Source organism: Haliscomenobacter sp. (genome assembly GCF_040403615.1).
Classification (GTDB): Bacteria; Bacteroidota; Bacteroidia; order Chitinophagales; family Saprospiraceae; genus Haliscomenobacter.
On sequence record NZ_JBBAKG010000011.1, the window covers coordinates 76,110 to 97,673 of the forward strand.

General features: G+C 46.1%; 16 protein-coding genes and 2 pseudogenes. 6 read left to right on the forward strand and 12 right to left on the reverse strand.

What is annotated here, in order from left to right:
* Positions 1-147 precede the first annotated feature (147 nt).
* From ABW391_RS05685 to ABW391_RS05715, 7 genes are all read right to left on the reverse strand, one after another.
* A complete protein-coding gene (locus ABW391_RS05685) occupies positions 148-1,578 on the reverse strand; it encodes a T9SS type A sorting domain-containing protein (protein ID WP_353480871.1) in 1,431 nt (476 codons plus the stop codon).
* A 66-nt stretch (positions 1,579-1,644) separates the two neighbouring features.
* A complete protein-coding gene (locus ABW391_RS05690) occupies positions 1,645-4,035 on the reverse strand; it encodes an ABC transporter permease (protein ID WP_353480872.1) in 2,391 nt (796 codons plus the stop codon).
* An 84-nt stretch (positions 4,036-4,119) separates the two neighbouring features.
* On the reverse strand, positions 4,120-4,797 hold the full coding sequence (locus tag ABW391_RS05695) for an ABC transporter ATP-binding protein (protein ID WP_353480873.1): 678 nt from the start codon (positions 4,795-4,797) through the stop codon (positions 4,120-4,122).
* Between the two features lie 92 nt (positions 4,798-4,889).
* Positions 4,890-6,134, reverse strand: coding sequence for an efflux RND transporter periplasmic adaptor subunit (locus ABW391_RS05700; protein WP_353480874.1), 1,245 nt, complete (start codon positions 6,132-6,134; stop codon positions 4,890-4,892).
* Between the two features lie 200 nt (positions 6,135-6,334).
* Positions 6,335-7,987 carry an AAA family ATPase gene (locus tag ABW391_RS05705; protein ID WP_353480875.1) on the reverse strand — a complete coding sequence of 551 codons (1,653 nt, stop codon included), beginning with the start codon at positions 7,985-7,987 and terminating at the stop codon, positions 6,335-6,337.
* A gap of 89 nt (positions 7,988-8,076) precedes the next feature.
* Positions 8,077-9,084: a Gfo/Idh/MocA family oxidoreductase gene (locus ABW391_RS05710; protein ID WP_353480876.1), complete on the reverse strand. Its 1,008-nt coding sequence runs from the start codon at positions 9,082-9,084 to the stop codon at positions 8,077-8,079.
* 167 nt (positions 9,085-9,251) lie between these two features.
* Complete coding sequence (locus ABW391_RS05715) at positions 9,252-11,312, reverse strand: pyrroloquinoline quinone-dependent dehydrogenase (protein WP_353480886.1); 2,061 nt, start codon at positions 11,310-11,312, stop codon at positions 9,252-9,254.
* A 142-nt stretch (positions 11,313-11,454) separates the two neighbouring features.
* Between ABW391_RS05715 and ABW391_RS05720 the strand changes: the two are divergent.
* A pseudogene (locus ABW391_RS05720) lies at positions 11,455-11,598 on the forward strand (isopropylmalate/homocitrate/citramalate synthase); the annotation flags it as partial.
* On the opposite strand, the gene ABW391_RS05725 reads toward ABW391_RS05720, so the two are convergent.
* From ABW391_RS05725 to ABW391_RS05745, 5 genes are all read right to left on the reverse strand, one after another.
* Positions 11,593-12,177: a YdeI/OmpD-associated family protein gene (locus ABW391_RS05725; RefSeq protein ID WP_353480877.1), complete on the reverse strand. Its 585-nt coding sequence runs from the start codon at positions 12,175-12,177 to the stop codon at positions 11,593-11,595. The pseudogene ABW391_RS05720 and the gene ABW391_RS05725 sit on opposite strands and share 6 nt — an antisense overlap.
* A 6-nt stretch (positions 12,178-12,183) precedes the next feature.
* Positions 12,184-13,593 carry a pyridoxal phosphate-dependent decarboxylase family protein gene (locus ABW391_RS05730; RefSeq protein WP_353480878.1) on the reverse strand — a complete coding sequence of 470 codons (1,410 nt, stop codon included), beginning with the start codon at positions 13,591-13,593 and terminating at the stop codon, positions 12,184-12,186.
* Positions 13,594-13,627: 34 nt separating this feature from the next.
* On the reverse strand, positions 13,628-14,218 hold the full coding sequence (locus tag ABW391_RS05735; RefSeq protein ID WP_353480879.1) for an SPOR domain-containing protein: 591 nt from the start codon (positions 14,216-14,218) through the stop codon (positions 13,628-13,630).
* A 66-nt stretch (positions 14,219-14,284) separates the two neighbouring features.
* Positions 14,285-14,995: an MBL fold metallo-hydrolase gene (locus ABW391_RS05740; protein WP_353480880.1), complete on the reverse strand. Its 711-nt coding sequence runs from the start codon at positions 14,993-14,995 to the stop codon at positions 14,285-14,287.
* Between the two features lie 74 nt (positions 14,996-15,069).
* Positions 15,070-15,366 (reverse strand): hypothetical protein, encoded by a 297-nt coding sequence (locus ABW391_RS05745; protein ID WP_353480881.1) that lies wholly within the window; start codon positions 15,364-15,366, stop codon positions 15,070-15,072.
* A gap of 146 nt (positions 15,367-15,512) precedes the next feature.
* On the opposite strand from ABW391_RS05745, the gene ABW391_RS05750 reads away from it, so the two are divergent.
* The 5 genes and pseudogenes from ABW391_RS05750 to ABW391_RS05770 all read left to right on the forward strand — a co-directional run.
* The gene (locus ABW391_RS05750; RefSeq protein ID WP_353480882.1) at positions 15,513-16,100 is read left to right on the forward strand and encodes an outer membrane beta-barrel protein; all 588 of its coding nucleotides are present in this window, start codon (positions 15,513-15,515) and stop codon (positions 16,098-16,100) included.
* 12 nt (positions 16,101-16,112) lie between these two features.
* Positions 16,113-17,018 carry a Ppx/GppA phosphatase family protein gene (locus tag ABW391_RS05755; protein ID WP_353480883.1) on the forward strand — a complete coding sequence of 302 codons (906 nt, stop codon included), beginning with the start codon at positions 16,113-16,115 and terminating at the stop codon, positions 17,016-17,018.
* 131 nt (positions 17,019-17,149) lie between these two features.
* On the forward strand, positions 17,150-19,177 hold the full coding sequence (locus ABW391_RS05760; RefSeq protein ID WP_353480884.1) for an oxidoreductase: 2,028 nt from the start codon (positions 17,150-17,152) through the stop codon (positions 19,175-19,177).
* A gap of 172 nt (positions 19,178-19,349) precedes the next feature.
* A complete protein-coding gene (locus tag ABW391_RS05765; protein ID WP_353480885.1) occupies positions 19,350-19,979 on the forward strand; it encodes a LuxR C-terminal-related transcriptional regulator in 630 nt (209 codons plus the stop codon).
* Positions 19,980-20,482: 503 nt separating this feature from the next.
* A pseudogene (locus ABW391_RS05770) lies at positions 20,483-21,564 on the forward strand (hypothetical protein); the annotation flags it as partial.

The window sequence follows — 21,564 nt, forward strand, 5'->3', positions numbered from 1 at the left end:
ATTAAAAGGGATAAGGGGCGATAAAAAAATAAGTGCTCATTTTGCCAGAGGATTAGATAAGTAAACGTTTCATTTCAAGTGTCTTATCTAATCCTCTGGCTCAAGAAAAATGAGCACTTATTTTTGCCCCACTACTAAGCTTTTAGTCTAATATTTGACTACCCTTTGCGGAGTGCCGAAGCCAAGGGGCTTAAAAAAATACAAACCAGTCGGTAGGGTAGCCAGATTGACGATGTGTTCATTGCTCAGCATTTTTTCACTACGGATGAGGCGCCCAATGCTGTCGAATAGTTGCAGTTCAAAAGGCACTACTGATTCAGCGGTTTGCACGGTGAAAAAATCGCGGGCAGGATTGGGGTAAATGGAGAAGATGGGTTGTGGTTTTTGTGCATCATTCAGCCTGGTAGTCACAATGGACAAGGGCGTTTCGCAACGGCGCAAATCAAAAAATGGCGCCCCAACTGCCTTTCCATAGTAGTAAATCCAGACCTTTTTGGGGCCAATGACGTACTCGGGATCCACCGTCACCCCATCGAAAGTACTGATTTTGGTATGTAGTGTTTGGCCGAAAATACCTCTGAGCCAAATCTCGCCTTTGGTATTGCCGGGAATACCGCCGCCCTGGTACACCTGATAAGCGCCAAAGGTTTGGTTGCCATTGATGGTAAACGGTTCAAAGGAGGTCAGGGTCAATGGAGAAAAACTGGTCGGGCTAGCGTAGGTTTCAATTTCAGAAAACAGGCCGTTTTTTTGTTGTTGGTAAATGGCCATTTGTCGACTGCCTTTGCTGCTGAACATAAACAATTCTCCGGTTTTTTGGGGTACGCGGAAAGGCAAATCATCCACATGAGAATTGAATAGGCTGTTTTGAACATCTTGGGTAACTACAGTTGAGGAGAGTGTTGCCCCATTCCAGAATTTCATGTCATAATAGGGCTGAGCTGGATTTGTGCGAAAAGGATGAGCTAAAATTTCGGATTGAGCGAGCCAGCGCGGAAAGGTCAATTCGTAAATGGAACCAGCCGGAGAGGGTACTTCTGAAGCAATAAAATTGATCTTAGCCGGATTGTCAGAACTGAAGCAAAATAGACTGTCTCGGCCATTGGCAACCGTCGTTTTTACGGTATAATTGACCCAAAAGTAGGGCTTGCTTTTATCCGCAGATACATTGATGAGGCCTTTATCGGGGTGTCCAGGTTTGCCAAGGCTAAATCTGCTGAGGGTATTGATTCCGGTACGGCGTACATAGATGATTTCCCCCCTTTGGTTTTTGATCAAAAAGAAGGGACTGGTTTGATCCTCTCCCCAATAGGGCCAGCCTTGCCCCTGAATGGTGTCGATCAATTGTTTTCTGGCCAGATCGGGAAGTCCGGTGGTCAGATCCATATCGGTGTACCACACTTTGGCACGGGCACCGGATAGCGGAATTTGCTCGCACCAAACCATCGAGCGGCTGTCGGCAGAAAATTCAACTTGAAAAACGTTGGTGGCGATCAGGATGTCGCTGGGGGTAAAGGTTTGGGCGGATAGCGAGAGGCTGCTAAAAAACAGCAACAGGATCGGGTACATTTTGGCCATGGCAGGGAATTTTAGTATTAGACTACCCTGACTAGAATGGTTTAATGAGAAAAGAAAAAAATATCACTATTCACTCCGCAACGACTTCACCGGATTTACCAGCGCAGCCCGAATGGCCTGGATACTGACGGTAATCAACGCAATCGACATGGCGATCAATCCCGCCACTACAAAGAACCACCATTGAAGGTCGATGCGGTAGGCAAAATTTTGCAACCACAGCTGCATTACATACCCGGCCAACGGCGAGGCTATGGCGATACCGATTCCAACCATCACCACAAAGTCTTTGGACAAAAGGCCAATGATGCCAGAAACCGATGCCCCCAGTACCTTGCGTACCCCAATTTCCTTGGTGCGCCGCTCGGCAGTGAATGCGGCCAACGCAAACAACCCCATGCAGGAGATCAGGATAGCGACGACGGAAAAGATATTGAACATCAACGCAGTGCGCTGGTCTTTCTCGTATAGCTTTTCAAATTCATCGTCCAGAAACTGGTATTCAAAAATGCGGTCTGGAACATTGTCCCGCCAAAGACTACCTGCCAATGATATAACCTGACTTGTCTTGGCACCACTTGTTTTTACATACAAAGTAGAGCGCCATTCGGGATCGCTATTGATGACAACTGGTGGAATCTTTTCGTGCATATTCCGCAAGTGAAAATCTTTGACTACTCCAATGATCTGGCCTTTGATGCCATTGCCTTCAAAACGCTGGCCGACCACCGGGGCTTTCAAATTACAAATCTTTACTGCGGTTTCATTGAGCACAAAATTGCTTTGATCGGCCTGGTTGTCTTCTTTGAACCACCGGCCTTCAGTCAATTGTAGACCAAAGATTGTTTGAAACATCGGGTCTGCTGAAAACGGGGCGAAAGTGGGATTGTCGTTTTCTTTCCGACCGTCCCAATCAAAGTTGCCACTGCTGCTGGAACCATGATTGACAATGTCTGCAGATGCCATACTGATGCCGTTGACGGCAGGGCTATTTTTTAGTTGACGGGCAATCCGTTCGATGGTATTCTTGCCTTCCTGGTTCATGCGCATCTGCCAGGGGAAGTCTAGTTTCAGCACATACTCGCGATCGAAACCCAGGTTTTTATTGCGTACAAACTGCAATTGCTGATAAATGGTCAAAGTACTGATGATCAATCCAACCGAGATGGCAAACTGCAGAACCGCCAATCCTTTCCAGAACCCGGTTTTGTGTTTGCTCAAAAACCCACTGCCTTTCATGATGCTGATGGGCTGAAAGGAAGAAAGCAGAAGTGCAGGATAAACGCCAGTCAGTGTAATGACTAACCCCAGTACGATCAAGACGATTTTCCACAAATTGATATCCAACAGCTGCAGTTTGAAATTTTCTCCGGTGAGTTGATTGAACATCGGCATGCTCAAACGGGTAATCAATAAAGTGCCTAGCAACGCGACTACACACATTACCGTCGATTCCAGCATAAACTGACGAAACACCTGGTTTTTGCTAGCCCCCAATATCTTTTGCATACCAATCTCTTTCCCGCGCTTACTGGTACGGGCTATCGACAAGTTGACGTAATTGATACAGGCAACGATGAGGATCAATAAACCAATGATAAAAAAGATCCGAATAGTGCCAACATCGCTCGTAACCTCATTGCCCGACATGATGGACTGGTCAAAACGCATACTGGAGAGCGGTTCGATCGTGGCTACAATGGTACTGTCGTTTTTTTCTTTGCGTAAAATTCGGGTGATTTTCCAGCCCAGTTTCTTTGCATCAGTATTGGTGCGCAGTCGGGCATAGGCATTGTAACTGAAATTGCCCCATTGATTGTCATTTGACAGATTTCCAGGGTTACTCAGCCGCAAGGCAATGGGAATCATCAGGTTGAATTTGAAACTGGAGTTCAAAGGCGCATCCTTTACTACTGCCTGCACTACGCATTCGTTGGTATCCACCCGCAAAATTTGTCCAATCGGGTCGGCATCGCCGAAAAACTGACGTGCAGTAGTCTGATTGAGGATGACGCTTTTCGGATGCTCGAAAAAAGCATCTGCATTGCCTGCGATGAATTCGTATTTGAATAGCTTAAACCAACTGGAATCAATGGTAATGCATTGCTTGACCTTAATCAGTTGGTCTTTTAATTTGACTGTAGACTCTCCTGCTCCGCCCGTACATTGGGCAATCAACTCAACCTCGGCCAACTGAGTCCCGAGGATATTCGCCAGTTTCAGGGGAGTCGTACTCCAATGCCATGTTTCGGTATCACTGATTTTGATATGGGTCTTCAGCCGATAGATGCGCTCCGCATGGTCATGGTACCGATCGTAGCTCAGTTCATTGTTGACCCACATTCCAATGAGCAAAGCCCCGGTCATGCCCAAAGACAGCCCAACAATATTGATCAAACCAGAGGTGCGATCCTTAAAAAATGCCCGAAAGGCAAGGTGTAGGAAGTGTTTGAACATGTTGGGAAAATTGACGGGGCATCCCTTGCGGGTGCCCAAATTGGAAAAGAAATTGACCGGGGGCACCCGCGAGGGGTGCCTGTACTAAACGTGAAAATTCTCGGTCACCACCTTGCCATCAAACAAATTGATCACCCGGTGGGCAAAACCAGAATCATGCGGGGAGTGCGTAACCATTACAATGGTCGTCCCTTCGTTATTGAGTTCGCGGAGGAGGTTCATCACCTGCTCGCCGTTGGAAGAATCGAGGTTACCGGTAGGTTCATCCGCGAGGATCATCTTGGGGCTGGCCACTACTGCGCGGGCAATGGCCGTACGCTGTTGCTGACCACCCGAGAGTTGCTGAGGGAAGTGGTTGCGGCGGTGCATCATGTTCATGCGCTCCAGGGCGGCTTCTGCGCGTTTTTTGCGATCAGCAGCGGGCACTTTGAGGTACAGCAGCGGCAATTCCACATTTTCGTAGACGGTTAGTTCATCAATCAGGTTGAAGCTTTGGAATACGAACCCGATGTTTCCTTTGCGCAATTGGGCGCGGCTGCGCTCGGGCATTTTGGCTACTTCGGTGCCATAAAAATGGTATTCACCTTCAGAAGGATTGTCCAGGAGTCCCAGAATATTGAGCAAAGTGGATTTGCCACAACCAGAAGGCCCCATGATGGCTACAAATTCCCCATCCTGGATTTCCAGGCTGATGCCGTTTAGGGCGGTGGTTTCTACTTCTTCGGTGGTGAAAACCTTCTGAAGATTGACGGTCTTTATCATTAGTGATGAGTTATAAATTAGGAGTTATGAGTTATGAGTTGTGAGTTATGAGTTATGAGGTGCACTCATAACTCATAATTCATAACTCATAATTAGAATTCAAGTACTTCGTTTTCGCCAAAGGTATCGTAAGAGGACGTGATGACCCGGTCTCCCGGTTTCAAACCTTCCAATACTTCAAAAAATTCGGTGTTTTTGCGCCCCAATGAAACGCGGCGGCGCACCGCACGTTTGTCTCCTTTTTCCAGCACGTACACCCAATTGCCCCCGGTTGTGGAGAAAAATCCCCCAGTGGCAAGCAAGACTGCCTTGGTGGGCTGACCCAATTGCAGTCGAATAGTGATTGATTGACCGCGTTTGATGCCTTCTGGCGCCCCCACTATGAATTTCATGTCGACTTCAAAACGCCCACTGCGTACTTCAGGATAAATCTTGATGATTTCGAGGGCGTAACTTTTTCCATTGAAATCGAAACTACCTGGTAAACCGCTAAACACGCGATTGATGTAGTATTCATCGATTGCTGCCCGGATTTTGAAACCCCGCAAATCGTCGATTTGACCGATGTTTTGGCCCTGACTGATGTTGGAACCCACTTCAACATCCATCGAAGAAAGCAGACCTGGCACAGGCGCTTTTACTTCCAGGTTTTCCAGGGTTTGGCGCCACAGGGCTACGTTCTTTTGCGTGCGCTCCAGGGTACCTTCCAACTGTTTGATCTGAATCACCGAGTTTTCTTCCTGGTATTTTTGCGATTCAATTTCGATTTCGCGCTGTTTGACCAGGCGTTCGTAATCGCGTTTTGCTTTGAGGTATTCTTGTTCAGAGACCACCTTGTCTGCAAATAGTTGCTTGTTGCGGTCGTATAAGTCTTTGGCCTGGTCGGTTTGGAAATCCAGTTCACTCAAATTGCGCCGCAAAGTAAAGCGTTCCACTTTCAAGCGTTGGCGGGTATTTTGAAGGTCGTTGACCAAGCGACTCGCTTCGGTTTCGGACTGCAAAAAATTGAGTTTGAGCTGTTGGTTTTCGAGTTTGAGCAAGGTTTGACCTTTGGCAACGTTGTTGCCCCCTTCTACCAGTTTTTCGGTTACATACCCCCCGACCACTGCATCTAGGCGGATGGTTTTGAGGGGCAATACATTGCCTGTAACCGGAATGGTTTCATCAAAGGTACCATCAATGACCTCCGAAATGGTGAGCTTGTCTTGCTCTACATTAAGCGTGGTTTTGTGCTCTTTGAGCAATTGCCAGCCAAAAAAGCCTACAAATGCAGCAACCAGTACAATCAGTACAATTCGTTGGGTCGTCCAAAATTTCTTTTCAATCTTTCTATCCATGGCAGTGGTTTGGCTTGTTGTTCTCCTGGAGCGGTCTTCTGTTCCGTTCCGTATCTATGGTTTAAGAGTTCAAGCCTTATGCCAAAGTTTTAATCAATTGAAATTCAATTATTTGAAGTCTTATTCAATGCGGTTTCTTGTTCAGAAGCGGACAGGATGTGTACGGAAACGGACATAGTGGTTAACCATGTTTTGCAGGACTACTTTTGTAATAAAGTTGACATCGTCTTTTTGAACCATTTCGTTTTGGCCAAATCACTTTTGGGAATGTTCTGCCTTTGTTGAAGATGAGTACAATAAGATTTCATGGGCAGGTTTTTGTAAAAATCCTCAAATTCACTACTTTTTAATGATGACCCAATGAATTCAGCTTGATCGAAATTTTCTTGTTTATTTTTAAATCTATTTTGTAGTGGTTTAGCGAGGAATTCTGGTTCTCCAAAATAGGGGTACTCCAGTCTTTTGGTTGCTAATGTATAAACTAGACGTTCGACAATTTCATCCTTAGCTGTCCTTAAATCATTGACGTATTGAGCCTTGTCAAATGACCGATTTTTGCCTTGGTAATAGTCTGCCAGGTTAGCGGGATGATAAAGCAAGTTTTCAATAGAATAATAGGGTAAAACGAAGAGATTGGGGTATTTGGCTTTTATTAACTCAATATCCTCGTCGCTTAAAAAATCTCTATCAACTATGCCCTTAAAGGTTCCTGAACGAACTTTATGGAAAACGCTGTTGCGGTCTTTCTCTGCTACAAAAACAGCTTTGTCAATTCCTGCAAGAGCATAATAATCCTGGTCTAAATTTTCTACAAAATACACGTCCATTGATTGGAATAAAGAGGAAAGGAATTCTTTTCCAACCGCGATCTCATAAATGTCTGGATTGTCTTTTGCTTCGGGAGTAAGTACTTTCGGCTGGTCAAAATCGAAGTCGTCAAAGTCAATGATGGTGGCTTGATCTGCATGTTTTGCATACTCAATGAATCCAAGAGAATGTGATGCAGTCCAAAGTTGAGATTTTTCAGGAATCCAATTCTCAATGATTTCTTTAAGTAGATTGTACTGAATTTTAGTGTTTAGATGCAGATCGAGTTCATCGAAAAAATAGATGGTTTCTTGGAATAAATCTCGACGACTCATTAGGTTGAAAATCACGTTAAATACTTCTTTTTCTCCCGCACTTAGCAAATCATAATGAATAGTTGAAGTACCTTTTTTGAAGATGATTTGGGCTACTTTTCCTTCCAAAGGCGGAATGATTTCAACTAAACTTAAATTCGTTCCATTGGCATGCCCAAAGATATTTTCCAACGCTCGGTTAATTGGATTTATGTATTTTTCTCTAATAACTTGTGCAGGGTTCTGAAGTTGAAATACTTCTTTGAGAATATTTCCTGTAACATTGTCAATATCATTTTCAAAACGATTATCGCGATCAATAAAAAAATCTGGACGGTCAAAATCCGATTGGATACTTCCAATATTGCCTAAAGCGGTTTTTGTCAATCTAGATAGCTGTCGAAAACTAGTCCGCCCATAAAATGAGTCACTTTTATGAAAAGATTGAGTAGAAAAATTAGCTTTTCCGTTCGTGCCTACCTTAGATCCATCATCAAAAAGCACCAAAGCTTCCGTAACTACATCTATATTCTTGCGAAAATAACTACTCTGGACATTCTGGGACTTTCCATCTTTTATGGAATTAAGATACTGAAACGCATCAAAAACCGAAGACTTCCCCGAGCCATTGGATCCAATCAACAATACTAGTTTAGCCTGCGGAGGGATGTTCTCAATCCGCAAATCGGTGAAACGTTTGAAATTCTTTAATTCAAGTTTAGTGATGCGCATCGAATCGGTCTAATTTCACAATTAAGTACTTGATCAAAACGAAAAGCTTGAATAAGTACTCAAAAGTAAAAAAAATAAACAAATAATCCTTACACCGCCTTCACTTCCTCCAAAACCCTAATCTGCTCCAGAATCTCATCCATTGCGATCAATGGCGCTTTGCCTGCGCTGATTACTTCGTGGATATTCTGAAACAATGGCGCCCAATTGCCAGGCAGTGTTTCGATGCGGCCACGCAGGTGCAAACCGCTTACTTCGGCATTGAGCGTAGCCCAGTTGGCCTCCGATTCAATGCCAAAACCAGGCATGCCCGGCATGATGCCAGCTTTGAGGTGATCTTCTTGTACATCAATGCCGTATTTGACAAAAGAGCCTTTGGTGCCTTGGATTATATAGCGAGGAGTGTCTTCACGCACCAATAAGCTGCTTTTCAGCGTCACCTTGATTTTTCCATAATCCAAACGCACGTCAAACGCATCATCTACTTCAGAATGTTCGCGTTGAGTGAACTTTATGCCCCACACAGATTTTGGTTTCCCGAAAAGCACAATGGTTTGATCCAGGATATGCGAACCCAGGTCGTATAAAATGCCATTGCCAGGAGCGATAACTTCTTTCCATTTTTTGGGGTTCAAAACGGGTTTGTAGCGGTTGAAATGGGCTTCGTAGCTCAAAACATCTCCAATCAAGCCTTCAGAAATCACTTTCTGGATGGTAAGGAAATCGCTGTCCCAGCGGCGGTTTTGAAACACGAATAAATGCTTGCCCAGGTCTTGGGCCAGTTTGATCAACGTTTCTGCCTCGGCAGCAGTAGCCGTAAAGGGTTTTTCCACCAACACATGCTTACCCGCTTCCAGGCATTTTTGGGTATAGGCAAAATGCGTTTCGTTGGGTGAAGCAATGCTTACCAGATCCACCTCAGGATCAGCCAATACTGCATCCAGACTGGTAGCCTTTTGCACGCCAGGATAAATGTCTTGCGGGTTTTGGTTGTTGCTGACAATGGTCTTGAGTCGAAAATTTGGATTGGCCAAAAAAAATGGCGCTTGCAGGTAGCGTCCAGAGAGTCCGAATCCAACGATGGCTACAGTAGTCATAGGTGCTGATGTTTATAAAAGTTTGATCTGGTAAAAGTATATCAAGTAACGCAGAAAAATTAACTTCCCGATTTTGGGTTTTGAATAGGAAGTCGAACGGTTCATTTCAAGTGAGCTTCCTAATCAAAACCCTCTCAAAAAATCGGGAAGTAATTTTTTGCGTCATACTAAGGCAACGTAAAAGCGACATACTTGTCCCCGGATTTGCTTTTGAGTTTTCCGCCTCCACAAGCAATGACCAGGTATTGCTTGCCATTTACTGCATAAACACTGGGTGAGGCGTATCCAGCAGCAGGTAGCGTTGTTTGCCACAGTATTTTTCCAGAGTTGCGATCAATTGCCCTGAATTGCTGGTCTTTGGTGGCGGCAATAAACAATAATCCGCCTGCGGTGACTGCTGGCGCGCCATAATTGTCGGTTCCGGTAGGAGGAATTCCTTTGGCAGTCAGTTCCGGATACTCGCCGAGGGGAATTTGCCAACGGCGTTTGCCGGTATTCAAATCAATGGCCGTTAGCGTACCCCATGGCGGGGTACTTACTGGGTAGCCATTGCGGTCGTACCAGCGGTTGTAGCCGGTATGTCTGTATGGGGAAGACGAAAGCTTATGTTCATTCTTTGTTTTTATCTTGGTATTCTTTCCATTCAGAAAGGCTACAATGGCCTGGATTTCTGGTTCTTTCAATTGGGTGATGGCGGGCATCATGCCCCGACCTTTGGCCATAATTTGGCGAATGCCCGCTTCGTCGTACTTAACAGCGATATTTTGCAAACCCGGATATGTACCATCGTGATTGCCTTCCCGATTTTCACCATGACAGGCCCCACAATGGGTCAGGTACAATTGTTTGCCCGATTTTAGGGATTGGTGGTCTTCCTCTTTAGGGATGGCAACTAAGGAACTATATACCGGATTCTCTTTGGCGGGAACGTACATGACGCTGTTTTCATCTACTGCGGCGCCACCCCATTGGGCGCCACCATCCGTTCCAGGGTAAAAGAGGGTACGCTGGTATCCTATTGGAATAAACGGCTGACCAGTGTTCGCTTTGCGCACTTCTGCGATGATTTCATCGCGATCAGCAGTAAAGGAATTGACCTCGGATGTAGTAAAACTTTGACGGGTAAACGGCTCTGGACCCAAGGGGATGGGTTGAGTAGGGGAGGCCTGCTCTCCCGCAATTTCGGATGCAGGAAAAGAACGCTCTTCAATGGGAAACAAAGGCTTGCCTGTGACCCGATCAAAAACAAAAGTGAATCCCTGCTTGCTCAGTACGGATACCGCATCGATTTTTTGGCCATTTTTGGTCACTGTAAACAAATTGGGTGGGGCAGGAATGTCGCGATCCCAAATATCGTGGTGTACGGTTTGGAAATGCCACAAGCGTTTGCCCGTATTGGCATCCAACGCCAGGAGGCAATTGGCAAAAAGGTTATCCCCTTTGCGGTTTCCGCCATAAAAATCAAAGGCTGCGGAGCCGGTTGGAGCGAACACGATGCCTCTTTTGGTATCCACGGCCATGCCCATCCAGCTATTTGCCCCGCCAAGGTTTTGGTAATTTTGTTTTTCCCAGGTACTGTAACCGTATTCTCCTGGGCGAGGGATGGTGTGAAAAGTCCAGATTTTACGGCCTGTTCGGGTATCATAGGCTCGGATGTCACCCAATAGGGCAGTGGCGCTTTCGGCGACTCTGGTGCCTACAATCAGGATGTTTTTATAAACCGAAACCGGAGTATTGCATACAACGTAGTCGTCGGCACCCGGGCGTTGAATTCCGTCGATCAGGTTGATTTTTCCATTGCTACCAAAAGAAAGAATGGGTTGACCATTTTTGGCATTGAGAGCATACAAGTAGGCGCCGTATCCAAAGAAGATTCGGCCTTCCGTGCCATCACTCCAATAAGCAACCCCGCGACTGGTCATGTTGAAGGTTTGGTCATTCAACCTTGTTTTCCACAATTCTTTGCCACTTGCCGCATCTAACGCAAATGCTTGTGACCCCGCCGAAACCCCGTACATCACACCATTTATAATCAAGGGGTTGCATTGCATTTGGGTTGTATTTTTTAGGGTATCGGCGCCTCCGGATTGATAGCCCCAGGCCACTTTGAGCTGGGCAACATTTTGGGGATTGATTTGGGTAAGCGCTGAATAGTGGTTTTTGTCTGAACCGCCATTGTATTCCGGCCAGTCCGCCGCAGTTCCTGGATCAAAGCGGATACTGCTCATGGTAAAAAACAAGCCGATGATGAAAAAATACAAGATCCAACCTGGGCTTAGTGGCGAAGATTTCAAGTCTACGGAGTCATTGTTTTTTTTCATCACTTTATTTTTTAAAATTGCCATCAAATTATAAAAAAATCACCAACCAAAAAAAACCGATCCGGGCTTGCCCGAAGCGCAGGGGCAAACCTATTTATTGCCAGTAGGTGCTTTCTTGGAAGTAGCGGATGGTAAAATCAAGCGGGTTACAAATTACTACAACTTACCGCTGTGGATGAAGTTGGTTTCATAAACCCTTCAACGGCTGCGTACCGTACATTTTTCCCTGGCGACTCATTTTGATCAGGTAATTCATGCGTTTTTGTTTTTCGGCATTGCGGCTATTGCCGGTGATTTCATTGATCCAGCCCACTTTAAGCCGCTTGTAAAAATGGGGAAAAGCCTGAAAATTGTCCCATACTAAGGGATCAGCTTGCAATTGGGTAGCGATCCATTCCGGTACGATCAAGGGATCGTCCATCGAGCCAATTTGATCTGCAATGGGCGCAACGCCTGCCAGGGTCATCAAGCCCAGTTGTTGCAGTTTCCAGATGCGTTGGCGATTGAGCTCGGAGAGAAAAGTCTTTTTCCTACGCGGCGTGATGCGTTGCACCGCACTTTCCTCATCGTACTTTTTGGTCACGCCATCAATCCAGCCAAAGCACAAGCATTCTTCCACCATGTCGTCATAGGGTATGGAAGGTTTACCAGTAGCTTTCCGGTAGGTTTGCAACCATACTTCACTTTTGTCGCTGATGTGGTGGGTTTGCAGCCACTCGCGCCAATGTTGGCGGTGGTGCGGATAAAAAACTTCAGTAATTTCTACGGGCATGAGAAATTATTTAAAAGTACTCAATACGGCTTCCATGTCCCCAAAAGCGATCTCCACATCAGATTCGGTAGTGCGCCAGTTGACGAACGCAGCCCGGATAGCAGATTGGCCAAGGTATACGGTTGGCGTCATGTATACATTGCCTTTGGCCACCAATTGGCTCAAAAACTGACTTACTTCAGCCTGCGGACGATTTTTTAGGGTGAAACAAACGCAGTTGAGTCGGACGGGAGCGAGCAACTCGAAATCAGCTGAGGAGCTGATCAATTCACCCAAAAAGCGGGCATTGGCCACGTTGCGCTCCACAATGTCCCGGTATCCTTCGCGGCCATAAGCCATCAGGCTCATCCAGGCGGGGAGGGCGCGCATGCGGCGCGAATTTTCGGGCAGAAAATTCAGGAAATTGAAATTGGCGTTAGGATCTCCGAGGTAAGCCGCATTGGCATTCTGGAAAGTATTGAGTTGCGTGCCGAGGTGCTTATCCTGTACAAAAGCGACTGCGCTGTCATAAGGCACATTGAGCCACTTGTGCAAGTCGATGGCAATGCTGTCGGCCATTTCCCAGCCTTGAATGAGGTGCTTGTATTGTGGTGAACAGGCTACAAAGCCCCCAAATGCAGCATCGATGTGCCACCAGAAATTGTATTTTTCTTTCAATGTCTTAATGGCCTGCATGTCGTCGAAATCTACCGTGTTGACCGTGCCTCCGCTGGCACAAACAATGCAGGGTTGGCCATTGAGCGCGATCAGTTTGGCCTCCAGATCGGCAATGTCCATCGCTTCGCGGTTGCCGGGCAGTATATTGACCTTGATCAAACTGTTGCGGCCCAGACCCAGCATCGCCAGGTCTTTGTACACACAAGAATGCGGCTGAGCGGCCAGAATTTTCAGGTCTTTGAGGGCAAAGACGCCTTCTTCTGCGATGTTTACACCCAATTGTTCGCCGTACCATTGGCGGGCAACGGCCAGGCAAGTAAAATTGCTCATGGTGGCACCAGTGACAAAGCCACCAAAAAAGGATGCAGGTAAATCAAAAAGCTCCCGCAACAACTTCAATGCCTCAAATTCGACAACGGCCGATACATCTCCAGTCTGGGTGGCACTTTGGGCATTTTGATCGTACAGGCTGGTCAACCAATCACCGGCCAATGCAGCTGGGGTTGTACCACCCGTTACAAAACCCCAAAACCTGGGCCCAGTTGAAGCAACCATCAAGTGGGCAAAACGTTGCTGAAAAACCTCGAGGGCTTTCAGGGTGCCTTCTCCAGATGTGGCAAGCGAAGCATAGTCCAGTTGAGGTGGGGCAACAGCAGTGGGTGCTTCGTCCACATTTTGCAGATAGGCTTCCGCAACGTCTTTTACGGCTGCCAAAATTTGTGGGTAGGAGTAGAGCTCCTGATCGAGTTGTTGATTCATCGGGGTGATTTTTGATTCGTCATGTAAAATAGAATCAGCGTTTTTCGAGCACCATGGCGTCGATGCCTTTGCTTTTTAGGGTATTGACGAGTGATTTGGCCGAGCCAGCATTGGCAAATCGATCAACCAGTACCGTAGCGTAGGCTCCCCGATTGAATTTTTCAATCCGGGCATCGCCATAGCCCAGTTTTTTGACCTGTTTGAGTTGGGTTTGGGCGCTACTGGTGTTTTTGAACGAACCGGCAATCACCATGTACCTACCAGTCGAGGCGGTGGCGGTTGGCGCAGGTGCAACAGTTTTGGTTTCAACCGGACTGGGCGTGGGTTTAGGTTCTACTGGTGCGGGTTTAGCAGTTGATTTTTTAGTAACTGTATTCAGGGTAGGTTTTTCAATAGTTTCTGTATCTACCACGGCACCTGGTGAAGGCCGATAAAAACTCGAAGTGTCTTCAGCGGGATAGCCCGCAGTCTCGTCGGAATATTGAGTAGTGTCCGCGACAATTTTCTCGGTATTGGGCAAGTCATGTGGCTCGTGTGGCAGGTTTACATAACGGTAAACCAAATAAATCAGGGCAGCCATACAAAGCGCAACAATAGCTATGGTCAAGTAATCAAGTCTGGACATGGAGGTGTTTGTTTTTGTTTTCGAAAGAAAGATAAGTACAAAATAAGCAGAAAAGTTCCATTGTACTTAAGGCACATTGGGCATCGGGACGCTGATTCGCAAACCATCGTACCCCAATTCAACGCCATCGGGTAAGGTTTTATTGATTTCGGCGTGTTTGCCCATGCGGTGACTCATGTGGGTGAGGTAGCTGTGTTTCGGTTTTAGTTGCTCAATCAAGGCCAATGCACCCGTCAAATTCAGGTGAGAATAATGCTCGGTATGGTGCAGGGCATTGACTACGAGGGTGTGCAAGTTTTGCAATTTATGTATTTCTGTTTCTTCAATTGCCAAGACATCAGTGAGGTACGCAAAGTCTCCGATTCGAAAGCCCAGGATGGGTAGTTTGCCATGCATCACCTCAATAGGCACAAACGTCAAGCCTTTGATGTTGAAAACCGTATTTTTGTCAATGGAAATCAAACTGACCATTGGAGCACCAGGATAGCGTTTGTCCCCCTCGGTAAAAACATAGGCAAACCGCGTTTTTAGTTCTTTTTGAACTTTTTCACTGGCAAAAACGGGCATATCTCCACCTTGCTTAAAATTAAACGGGCGGACATCGTCCAAGCCAATGATGTGGTCGTTGTGCTCGTGCGTCATCACGATGGCATCCAGGTGTTGCGCGTTTGCCGCCAACATTTGCTGCCGGAAATCCGGGCCGCAATCAATTGCTACTGCCGTGTCAGCCCATTGCAATAGCGCTGCAGTGCGCAAGCGTTTGTCGCGCAAATCCATTGAATGGCATACTTGACAATCACAGCCTAGAACGGGTACTCCTTGCGAAGTACCTGTACCAGTGAGGGTTACAATCAGTTCGATGGTTCTTCTTCGTTTTCTTCGATGATGGAATTGTTGCGGATGGCTTTGAGCATTTTTCGCGATTTTTCGCTAAGGCTATCTTCGGTGTACTCAATAATCCCCAAAACCTCCAGCAAAACATTGATGCGCGACTCTGTGTCGAAAAATTTGTTTACCACCGCAATTTTGCGGTTTTCAACCATACAATAACCGGATTGGAAATTACCTTTTTCATAACGAATGGTATAATCCAGTTCAGCGAAAAGGGTTTCCAGTTTTTTCAAGAAATGCGTCGTGTATTTGACCATGTTGTGCTAAAAGTAACTAATTAGGGGCAATAAAAAATAAGTGTTTCATTTTGCCCCACTACTTTTGCTGCAAATTTAGGAACGTGTGGTAAATAAGTTCTTCATTTGAGGTGCTTATTTTTGGTTAAGATCTTAATTTACTTCTTATGCATACAAAACTTGTTTTGATTCTCGCGCTGATGTGGTTGGCGGTTGGCGTTCTCCCAGCACAAAACCCCTTCAAAGCCAGCGGAATTGTTGGGCTTAATTTGTCCCAAATCGATGGCGATTTGCTTACGGGGTTTGATCAGCCAGGTTTGCTTGCGGGTATGCATGTGAGTGCCATCTTGAGTGAGCGTTGGGAGTTGGGGGTAGAACTGTTGTACAACCAGCAAGGGAGTCGGCGCAATTTGTATTCCAATTCCTTGTCCATCTACGACAAGATTCGATTGAATGTGGTAGAGGCTCCAGTGATGATCCTGTTCAATGAATGGAAATTCCAACTGGGCGCTGGCTTGTCTTATGCCCGCATCATCAATGCAAAAGTCATCGATGTGAGTGGTGCCGACATCACCTTGCAAGAGGGCTTAGGCGACAATATGATCAATTTGCTGTTCAGTGGCACCTTTAATTTCAGCGAACGCTGGGGACTAAATGTGCGCTGGAGTCGTTCCTTCAACAACCTGCGCCTGGATAAAGCAAATGGCCTGTTGATCAGCAGAAGCATCGCGATTCGGGGGATATACTACTTTTGAAAAAAATTACAGATGAAACTTGCAGTTATTGACTTAGGCACGAATATTTTTCACTTGCGCATTGTCACGTTACAATCGGATGGATCTTTTGCAGAATTGTTTCGGGAAAGCCGTTTCATCAGATTGGCTGCCGAGGGAATTGGTATCATCGGTGCGGAGCCTTTCCGACGCGGACTGGATTGTTTGAAAGATTATGCCCAAATTCTCCAACAACACCAAGTGGAAAAGACCAGGGCTATAGGCACCGCTGCTTTGCGTACTGCCAGCAATGGTAGTGCATTTATCCAAACCGCATTAGAAGAAACGAGATTAGACATAACGCTCATTGATGGAGATCAAGAGGCGCATTACATTCACAAGGGGGTAGAGCTGGCTGTTCCCTTTGGTGCCGACAAAAAACTCATTATGGACATTGGTGGGGGCAGCGTGGAATTTATCATCGCCGATCTGGATAAAGTCTATTGGGCACAAAGTTTTCCGGTAGGCATGGCGGTGATGTACCACAATTTTCACAAGATAGATCCAATCAGCGCTGCTGAAATCGAAGCGTTACACGCCTTTCTTGCCAAACAGTTGTCGCCTTTGCAAGAGGCACTGCAAGCACACCAAATTTCAGAATTGGTGGGTACCAGAGGGACTTTTGATGTATTGACGGCGCAATTCAGTTCAAGCAAAATCGGCAATCACTGCTCCATCTTGCCCATTGAGCCTTTGCCCACTTTTTTCGACCGGGTTATTCATTCCGATCTTGCCCAAAGACAGCTGATGCCAGAGATCCCCAATGATCGGGTGGATATGATCGTAGTTGGGATGCTGTTGATTCAGTTTGTTCTAAAAATGACCAGCGCTCCCCGTATTCTGGTAGCTGATTTTGATTTAAAAGAGGGGGTACTGGCTGAAATGGTGCAAACTGCCTGAAAAACAAAGAACAAAGAACACCTGGCCGCGCGGATGACTGCATTTTTTTTTCGCCTAGCGAGAATTTGCTAAATTAATTTCCATATTAGCGTAAATTCGCTGATCTCAAAATACACTTCAATCCACCAGGCATGTCCGAAATGCAGTACCCACATTTGCTCCAACCACTTGATCTTGGATTCACGACACTGAAAAACCGGGTCTTGATGGGATCCATGCATACCGGGCTTGAAGAAGAAAAAAATGGTTATGAGCGGATGGCCGCCTACTATGCCGAACGTGCAAGAGGGCAAGTTGGACTGATCGTTACGGGTGGCATTGCCCCCAACCGTTCGGGCTGGGTGGCCCCTTTTGCCGCCAAGATGTCAACACACGCCGAATCCCGCAAGCACAAAATCATCACCGAGGCAGTGCATGCTGAGGGTGGAAAAATCGCCATGCAAATTCTGCATTCCGGCCGATACGGCTATCATCCCATTCTGGTTGCGCCTTCTGCACTCAAATCGCCAATCACCCCCTTCAAACCCTGGGCATTGTCTACCGGAGGAGTAAGGCGTACCATTAATGATTATGCGCGCTGTGCCGCCTTGGCCAGAGAAGCAGGATACGATGGGGTAGAAATTATGGGTTCTGAAGGCTACTTGATCAACCAATTCATCGTCAGCAAGACCAATCGGCGTACCGATGAATGGGGAGGATCTTACGAAAACCGCATTCGTTTCCCCATCGAGATCGTTCGCAAAGTCCGGGAAGCCGTAGGCCCTGACTTTATCATCATTTACCGCTTGTCGATGCTGGATTTGGTGCCTGATGGCAGTACCTGGGAAGAAGTAGAAATGCTGGCGCATGAGATTGAAAAAGCGGGCGCCACCATCATCAATACCGGGATAGGTTGGCACGAAGCCCGAGTCCCAACCATTGCTACGATGGTACCTCGTGCTGGTTTTTCCTGGGTTACCCAACGCTTGATGGGCAAAGTTGGCATTCCACTGATCACCACCAACCGCATCAACAATCCAGAGGTAGCCGAACGCGTACTGGCCGAAGGGCATGCAGACATGGTTTCGATGGCGAGGCCATTTCTGGCAGATCCTGAGTTTGTACTCAAGGCAAAAGAAAACCGTGCTCACGAAATCAACACTTGTATTGCCTGCAATCAGGCATGTTTGGATCATACTTTCCAACGCAAGGTGGCCAGTTGCCTGGTCAATCCACGCGCGTGTCATGAAACGGAGCTGAACTATTTGCCTGCGTCAGTCAAGAAAAAAGTTGCGGTGGTTGGCGCTGGCCCTGCTGGCCTGGCTTTTGCAACGGTGGCAGCGCAACGCGGGCATGAAGTACACCTATATGACGGAGAGAAAGAGATTGGAGGCCAATTCAATATGGCCAAGCAAATTCCCGGCAAAGAGGAATTTCACGAGACCCTGCGTTATTTTGCTGGGCAACTCCATAAATATGGTGTACACCTTCATTTGGGTCAATGGATCGACGCTGACCTACTTTTGTCTGAAGGCTTCGATGAGGTAGCCCTGGCTACAGGCGTATTCCCACGGCCCCTTGCACTGCCCGGAATTGATCACCCCAAAGTAATGGGATACATCGATGTATTGAAATACCATCAGCCAGTTGGGCAAAAAGTAGCCATCATCGGTGCCGGAGGTATTGGATTCGATGTAGCTGAATTTCTTTCTCAGGAATCTACTCCAACCAGCTTAAATGTTGCCGCCTTCATGGACGAATGGGGGGTAGACATGCACTACGAAACCAAAGGAGGATTGAAAAATCCTGAACCTGATAAAGCAGACCGAACCATCTACCTTTTGCAACGTAGCAAAGGCAAACTGGGCGAACGTTTGGGGAAAACAACCGGTTGGATCCATCGATCCAGCCTTAAAAACCGCAAGGTACAGATGATTGGTTCCGTACAATACCACCGAATTGACGACCAGGGATTGCACATCAGTATCAACGATGTACCTCAAGTATTGGAGGTTGATCAGGTGATTGTATGTGCAGGGCAAGAGCCAATGCGAGATTTGTTTGAGCCATTACAAAGTAAAGGCATCAACGTGTACTTGATCGGGGGTGCTGACGAGGCTCGGGAATTGGATGCCAAGCGGGCCATCGACCAAGCTTCACGCATGGCAGCCAAGATATAATAATCTTCTGCTTGCAAAACTCAGCAGCATTGCATACTTTTACGCCAGGTTTATTTTAAGTGTTTGTGAGTTCCTCTCCCTTCAGGTTTGCTCAACTGGTTCCGTTTAAAAGTTTTTGCAAAGACTATCCCCCTAGGCTATTGCCAAAGTTGTGTTTTTAATTATAATTCCCATGAAAGTAAAAACCATTATTTCCGACAATCAACCTATCTTGATTGAAGGACTAAGGCAAGTGCTATGCACTATTCCTGAGTACGATTTTCAGTTTGTTGGATGTAGCCTTGATTCCAATTGGCCTGATTTGATCAGCCATCATCAACCTGATTTGATCATTACCGAGTTGAAAACTCCTGATGCAGATGGGATTCAAGTCATCCGACAATTGCGCAAGTTAAATCCTGGCATCCGGATTTGTGTCTTTACGCGCTTTGAACAACCTTCATTGCCACCTCAAGTAAGTAAAGCTGGAGCTCATGGATTGTTGCTTAAAACGACAACGCTTGATGGCGTAAAAACTGGAATCGGTAGCATCTTATCGGATCAGATTTATTTTACTTTTCCAACTGAAAATGCCCGTGCCCTCTCGGATGAAACGTCCAATACCGGTGAACCCCTTTTAACCAAACGGGAAGTTCAAATCTTGCAGCTTATATCCAAAGCCATGAGCAATAAGCAAATTGCCAGTCAGCTTTTTATCAGCTATCAGACGGTAAGCGTGCACCGCAAAAACATCATGCGCAAGTTAGGGGTGAGCAATACTGCCGGTTTAGTTCGCGCTGCGTATGATCATTGCCTGGTTTGATGAATACAACTTCCTGAAAGCCAGTAACTTAATTTTTGGATTTATAAATTTTTAAAATTACCAGCTTTTGGGTATTTGTAGAGACGACCTTAGTCGTATTTTTGCATTGTTTAAAAACGTTAGCGTATCATTTAGGAGCGCAGCGAAAAATTTGTCCCATGAACAAGAATCGTAATCATTGCTATTTCACTATGGCTTCAACTCAGTTTTCTGTCCACAGTTACTCAACTACTCTTTATTTCTCAACTACTATCTCGGATATAAATTTTCTAATCTCGTGATCGGGATTAGAAATACCTATATACAGTCTTTTTTGTATATCAGACTATTTTGAAAATATTTTATTCATTTAGTTTTGATATTTAAATTGGCTACTTAATTTCGCATGAAATTGTATGTGTTTAGACGACCTGTGTTTTGGACAATTTTGTGCTTTTCGACCTTTGGCTAATTCTAATTCACTTTATTTTTTAACCCAACATTGTTTTCCAAATTGTAATCTTATGGGAAAAATGACCTTTACTAGCTGGATGACCAAAACCGCAAGCGTTTGCTTGCTGGCTTTGGCTACTTTGCTTTTTGGTTCTAATGTGACTGCACAGTCAACCAATTGTGGTTGTTACAACGTGACTGTTACTTTGGATGCCAAATGCCAATTCAAACTTGGCCGTAACCTCGTATCTGAAGGCGCTTGCGCCGGTGCATACGTACGCGTTATGGACAACAACCAAACCAACGGCGACACCATCGATTGTGCCGGTGTTTGGACTTATGGCTTGTTTACAAGCAACTCTCCCAGTGCAACCGTAATTTGCTGGGGTAAAGTAACCGCTGAAGACAAAACTGCACCTGCGCTGGTTTGTGCTCCTCGTGACTTTACTTTGGATTGCTACGATGTGAACTACGTGTTGAACAATCGTTTGACGATTGGTAACGTAGGTGCAACCAGCTCTCCACGTCCTGCTGCAACTGGTAGCCAGACCATCAACAACGCTGAAGGTGTTGCTGGAACTGGTGACAATTGCCAATTGGGCTTGATCCCTCCAGGCCTGGCTTCTGACAACATCAAAAACCTGGGCTATGCTTACTTCAAAGACAACTGCTTCAACTGTGGTTGCCGCGTAACCTTGAAGTGGAGCGACAAAGTAGTTTTCTACTCTTGTGAAGACCTGAAGCGCAATGGCGGCATCTATGCTACCATCTCTCGCGAGTGGGTAGCTACTGATTGCAACGGCATGCGTTCTGATTACACACAGAAAATCAACTTCACTCGTCCTGATGTTGATGATTTTGTATTCAATGGTCCTGGCGAAGGCAAGTACGATCGCGTAGTGACTTACAACTCTTGTACTCCTGACAAGAGCCTGATCAAGAAGGAAGATGTAACTCCATACGAGTGTAGCTACTTCAACACTTCTTCGAACCCACGTTGTTTGTACATCGACCAGGTTGAGTGCAACTACTCTGTATCCATCAAGGACACTGAGTTCCCAATCTGTGGTGGCAAAGGTGTGAAAATCGATCGCGAACTGTATGTATTTGATTGGTGTGCTGGTGGTATCGTTGATACGTTCCACATCCTGAT

What these genes read in the sequence shown, in the direction of transcription:
- ABW391_RS05725 (WP_353480877.1), bottom strand. Translation starts at nt 12,177, where the DNA reads ATGCCCGTAGAAATTACTGAAGTTTTTTATCCGCACCACCGCCAACAT.
- ABW391_RS05695 (WP_353480873.1), bottom strand. Translation starts at nt 4,797, where the DNA reads ATGATAAAGACCGTCAATCTTCAGAAGGTTTTCACCACCGAAGAAGTA.
- ABW391_RS05755 (WP_353480883.1), top strand. Translation starts at nt 16,113, where the DNA reads ATGAAACTTGCAGTTATTGACTTAGGCACGAATATTTTTCACTTGCGC.
- ABW391_RS05700 (WP_353480874.1), bottom strand. Translation starts at nt 6,134, where the DNA reads ATGGATAGAAAGATTGAAAAGAAATTTTGGACGACCCAACGAATTGTA.
- ABW391_RS05705 (WP_353480875.1), bottom strand. Translation starts at nt 7,987, where the DNA reads ATGCGCATCACTAAACTTGAATTAAAGAATTTCAAACGTTTCACCGAT.
- ABW391_RS05690 (WP_353480872.1), bottom strand. Translation starts at nt 4,035, where the DNA reads ATGTTCAAACACTTCCTACACCTTGCCTTTCGGGCATTTTTTAAGGAT.
- ABW391_RS05685 (WP_353480871.1), bottom strand. Translation starts at nt 1,578, where the DNA reads ATGGCCAAAATGTACCCGATCCTGTTGCTGTTTTTTAGCAGCCTCTCG.
- ABW391_RS05715 (WP_353480886.1), bottom strand. Translation starts at nt 11,312, where the DNA reads ATGAGCAGTATCCGCTTTGATCCAGGAACTGCGGCGGACTGGCCGGAA.
- ABW391_RS05765 (WP_353480885.1), top strand. Translation starts at nt 19,350, where the DNA reads ATGAAAGTAAAAACCATTATTTCCGACAATCAACCTATCTTGATTGAA.
- ABW391_RS05710 (WP_353480876.1), bottom strand. Translation starts at nt 9,084, where the DNA reads ATGACTACTGTAGCCATCGTTGGATTCGGACTCTCTGGACGCTACCTG.
- ABW391_RS05745 (WP_353480881.1), bottom strand. Translation starts at nt 15,366, where the DNA reads ATGGTCAAATACACGACGCATTTCTTGAAAAAACTGGAAACCCTTTTC.
- ABW391_RS05735 (WP_353480879.1), bottom strand. Translation starts at nt 14,218, where the DNA reads ATGTCCAGACTTGATTACTTGACCATAGCTATTGTTGCGCTTTGTATG.
- ABW391_RS05760 (WP_353480884.1), top strand. Translation starts at nt 17,150, where the DNA reads ATGTCCGAAATGCAGTACCCACATTTGCTCCAACCACTTGATCTTGGA.
- ABW391_RS05740 (WP_353480880.1), bottom strand. Translation starts at nt 14,995, where the DNA reads ATGGATTTGCGCGACAAACGCTTGCGCACTGCAGCGCTATTGCAATGG.
- ABW391_RS05750 (WP_353480882.1), top strand. Translation starts at nt 15,513, where the DNA reads ATGCATACAAAACTTGTTTTGATTCTCGCGCTGATGTGGTTGGCGGTT.
- ABW391_RS05730 (WP_353480878.1), bottom strand. Translation starts at nt 13,593, where the DNA reads ATGAATCAACAACTCGATCAGGAGCTCTACTCCTACCCACAAATTTTG.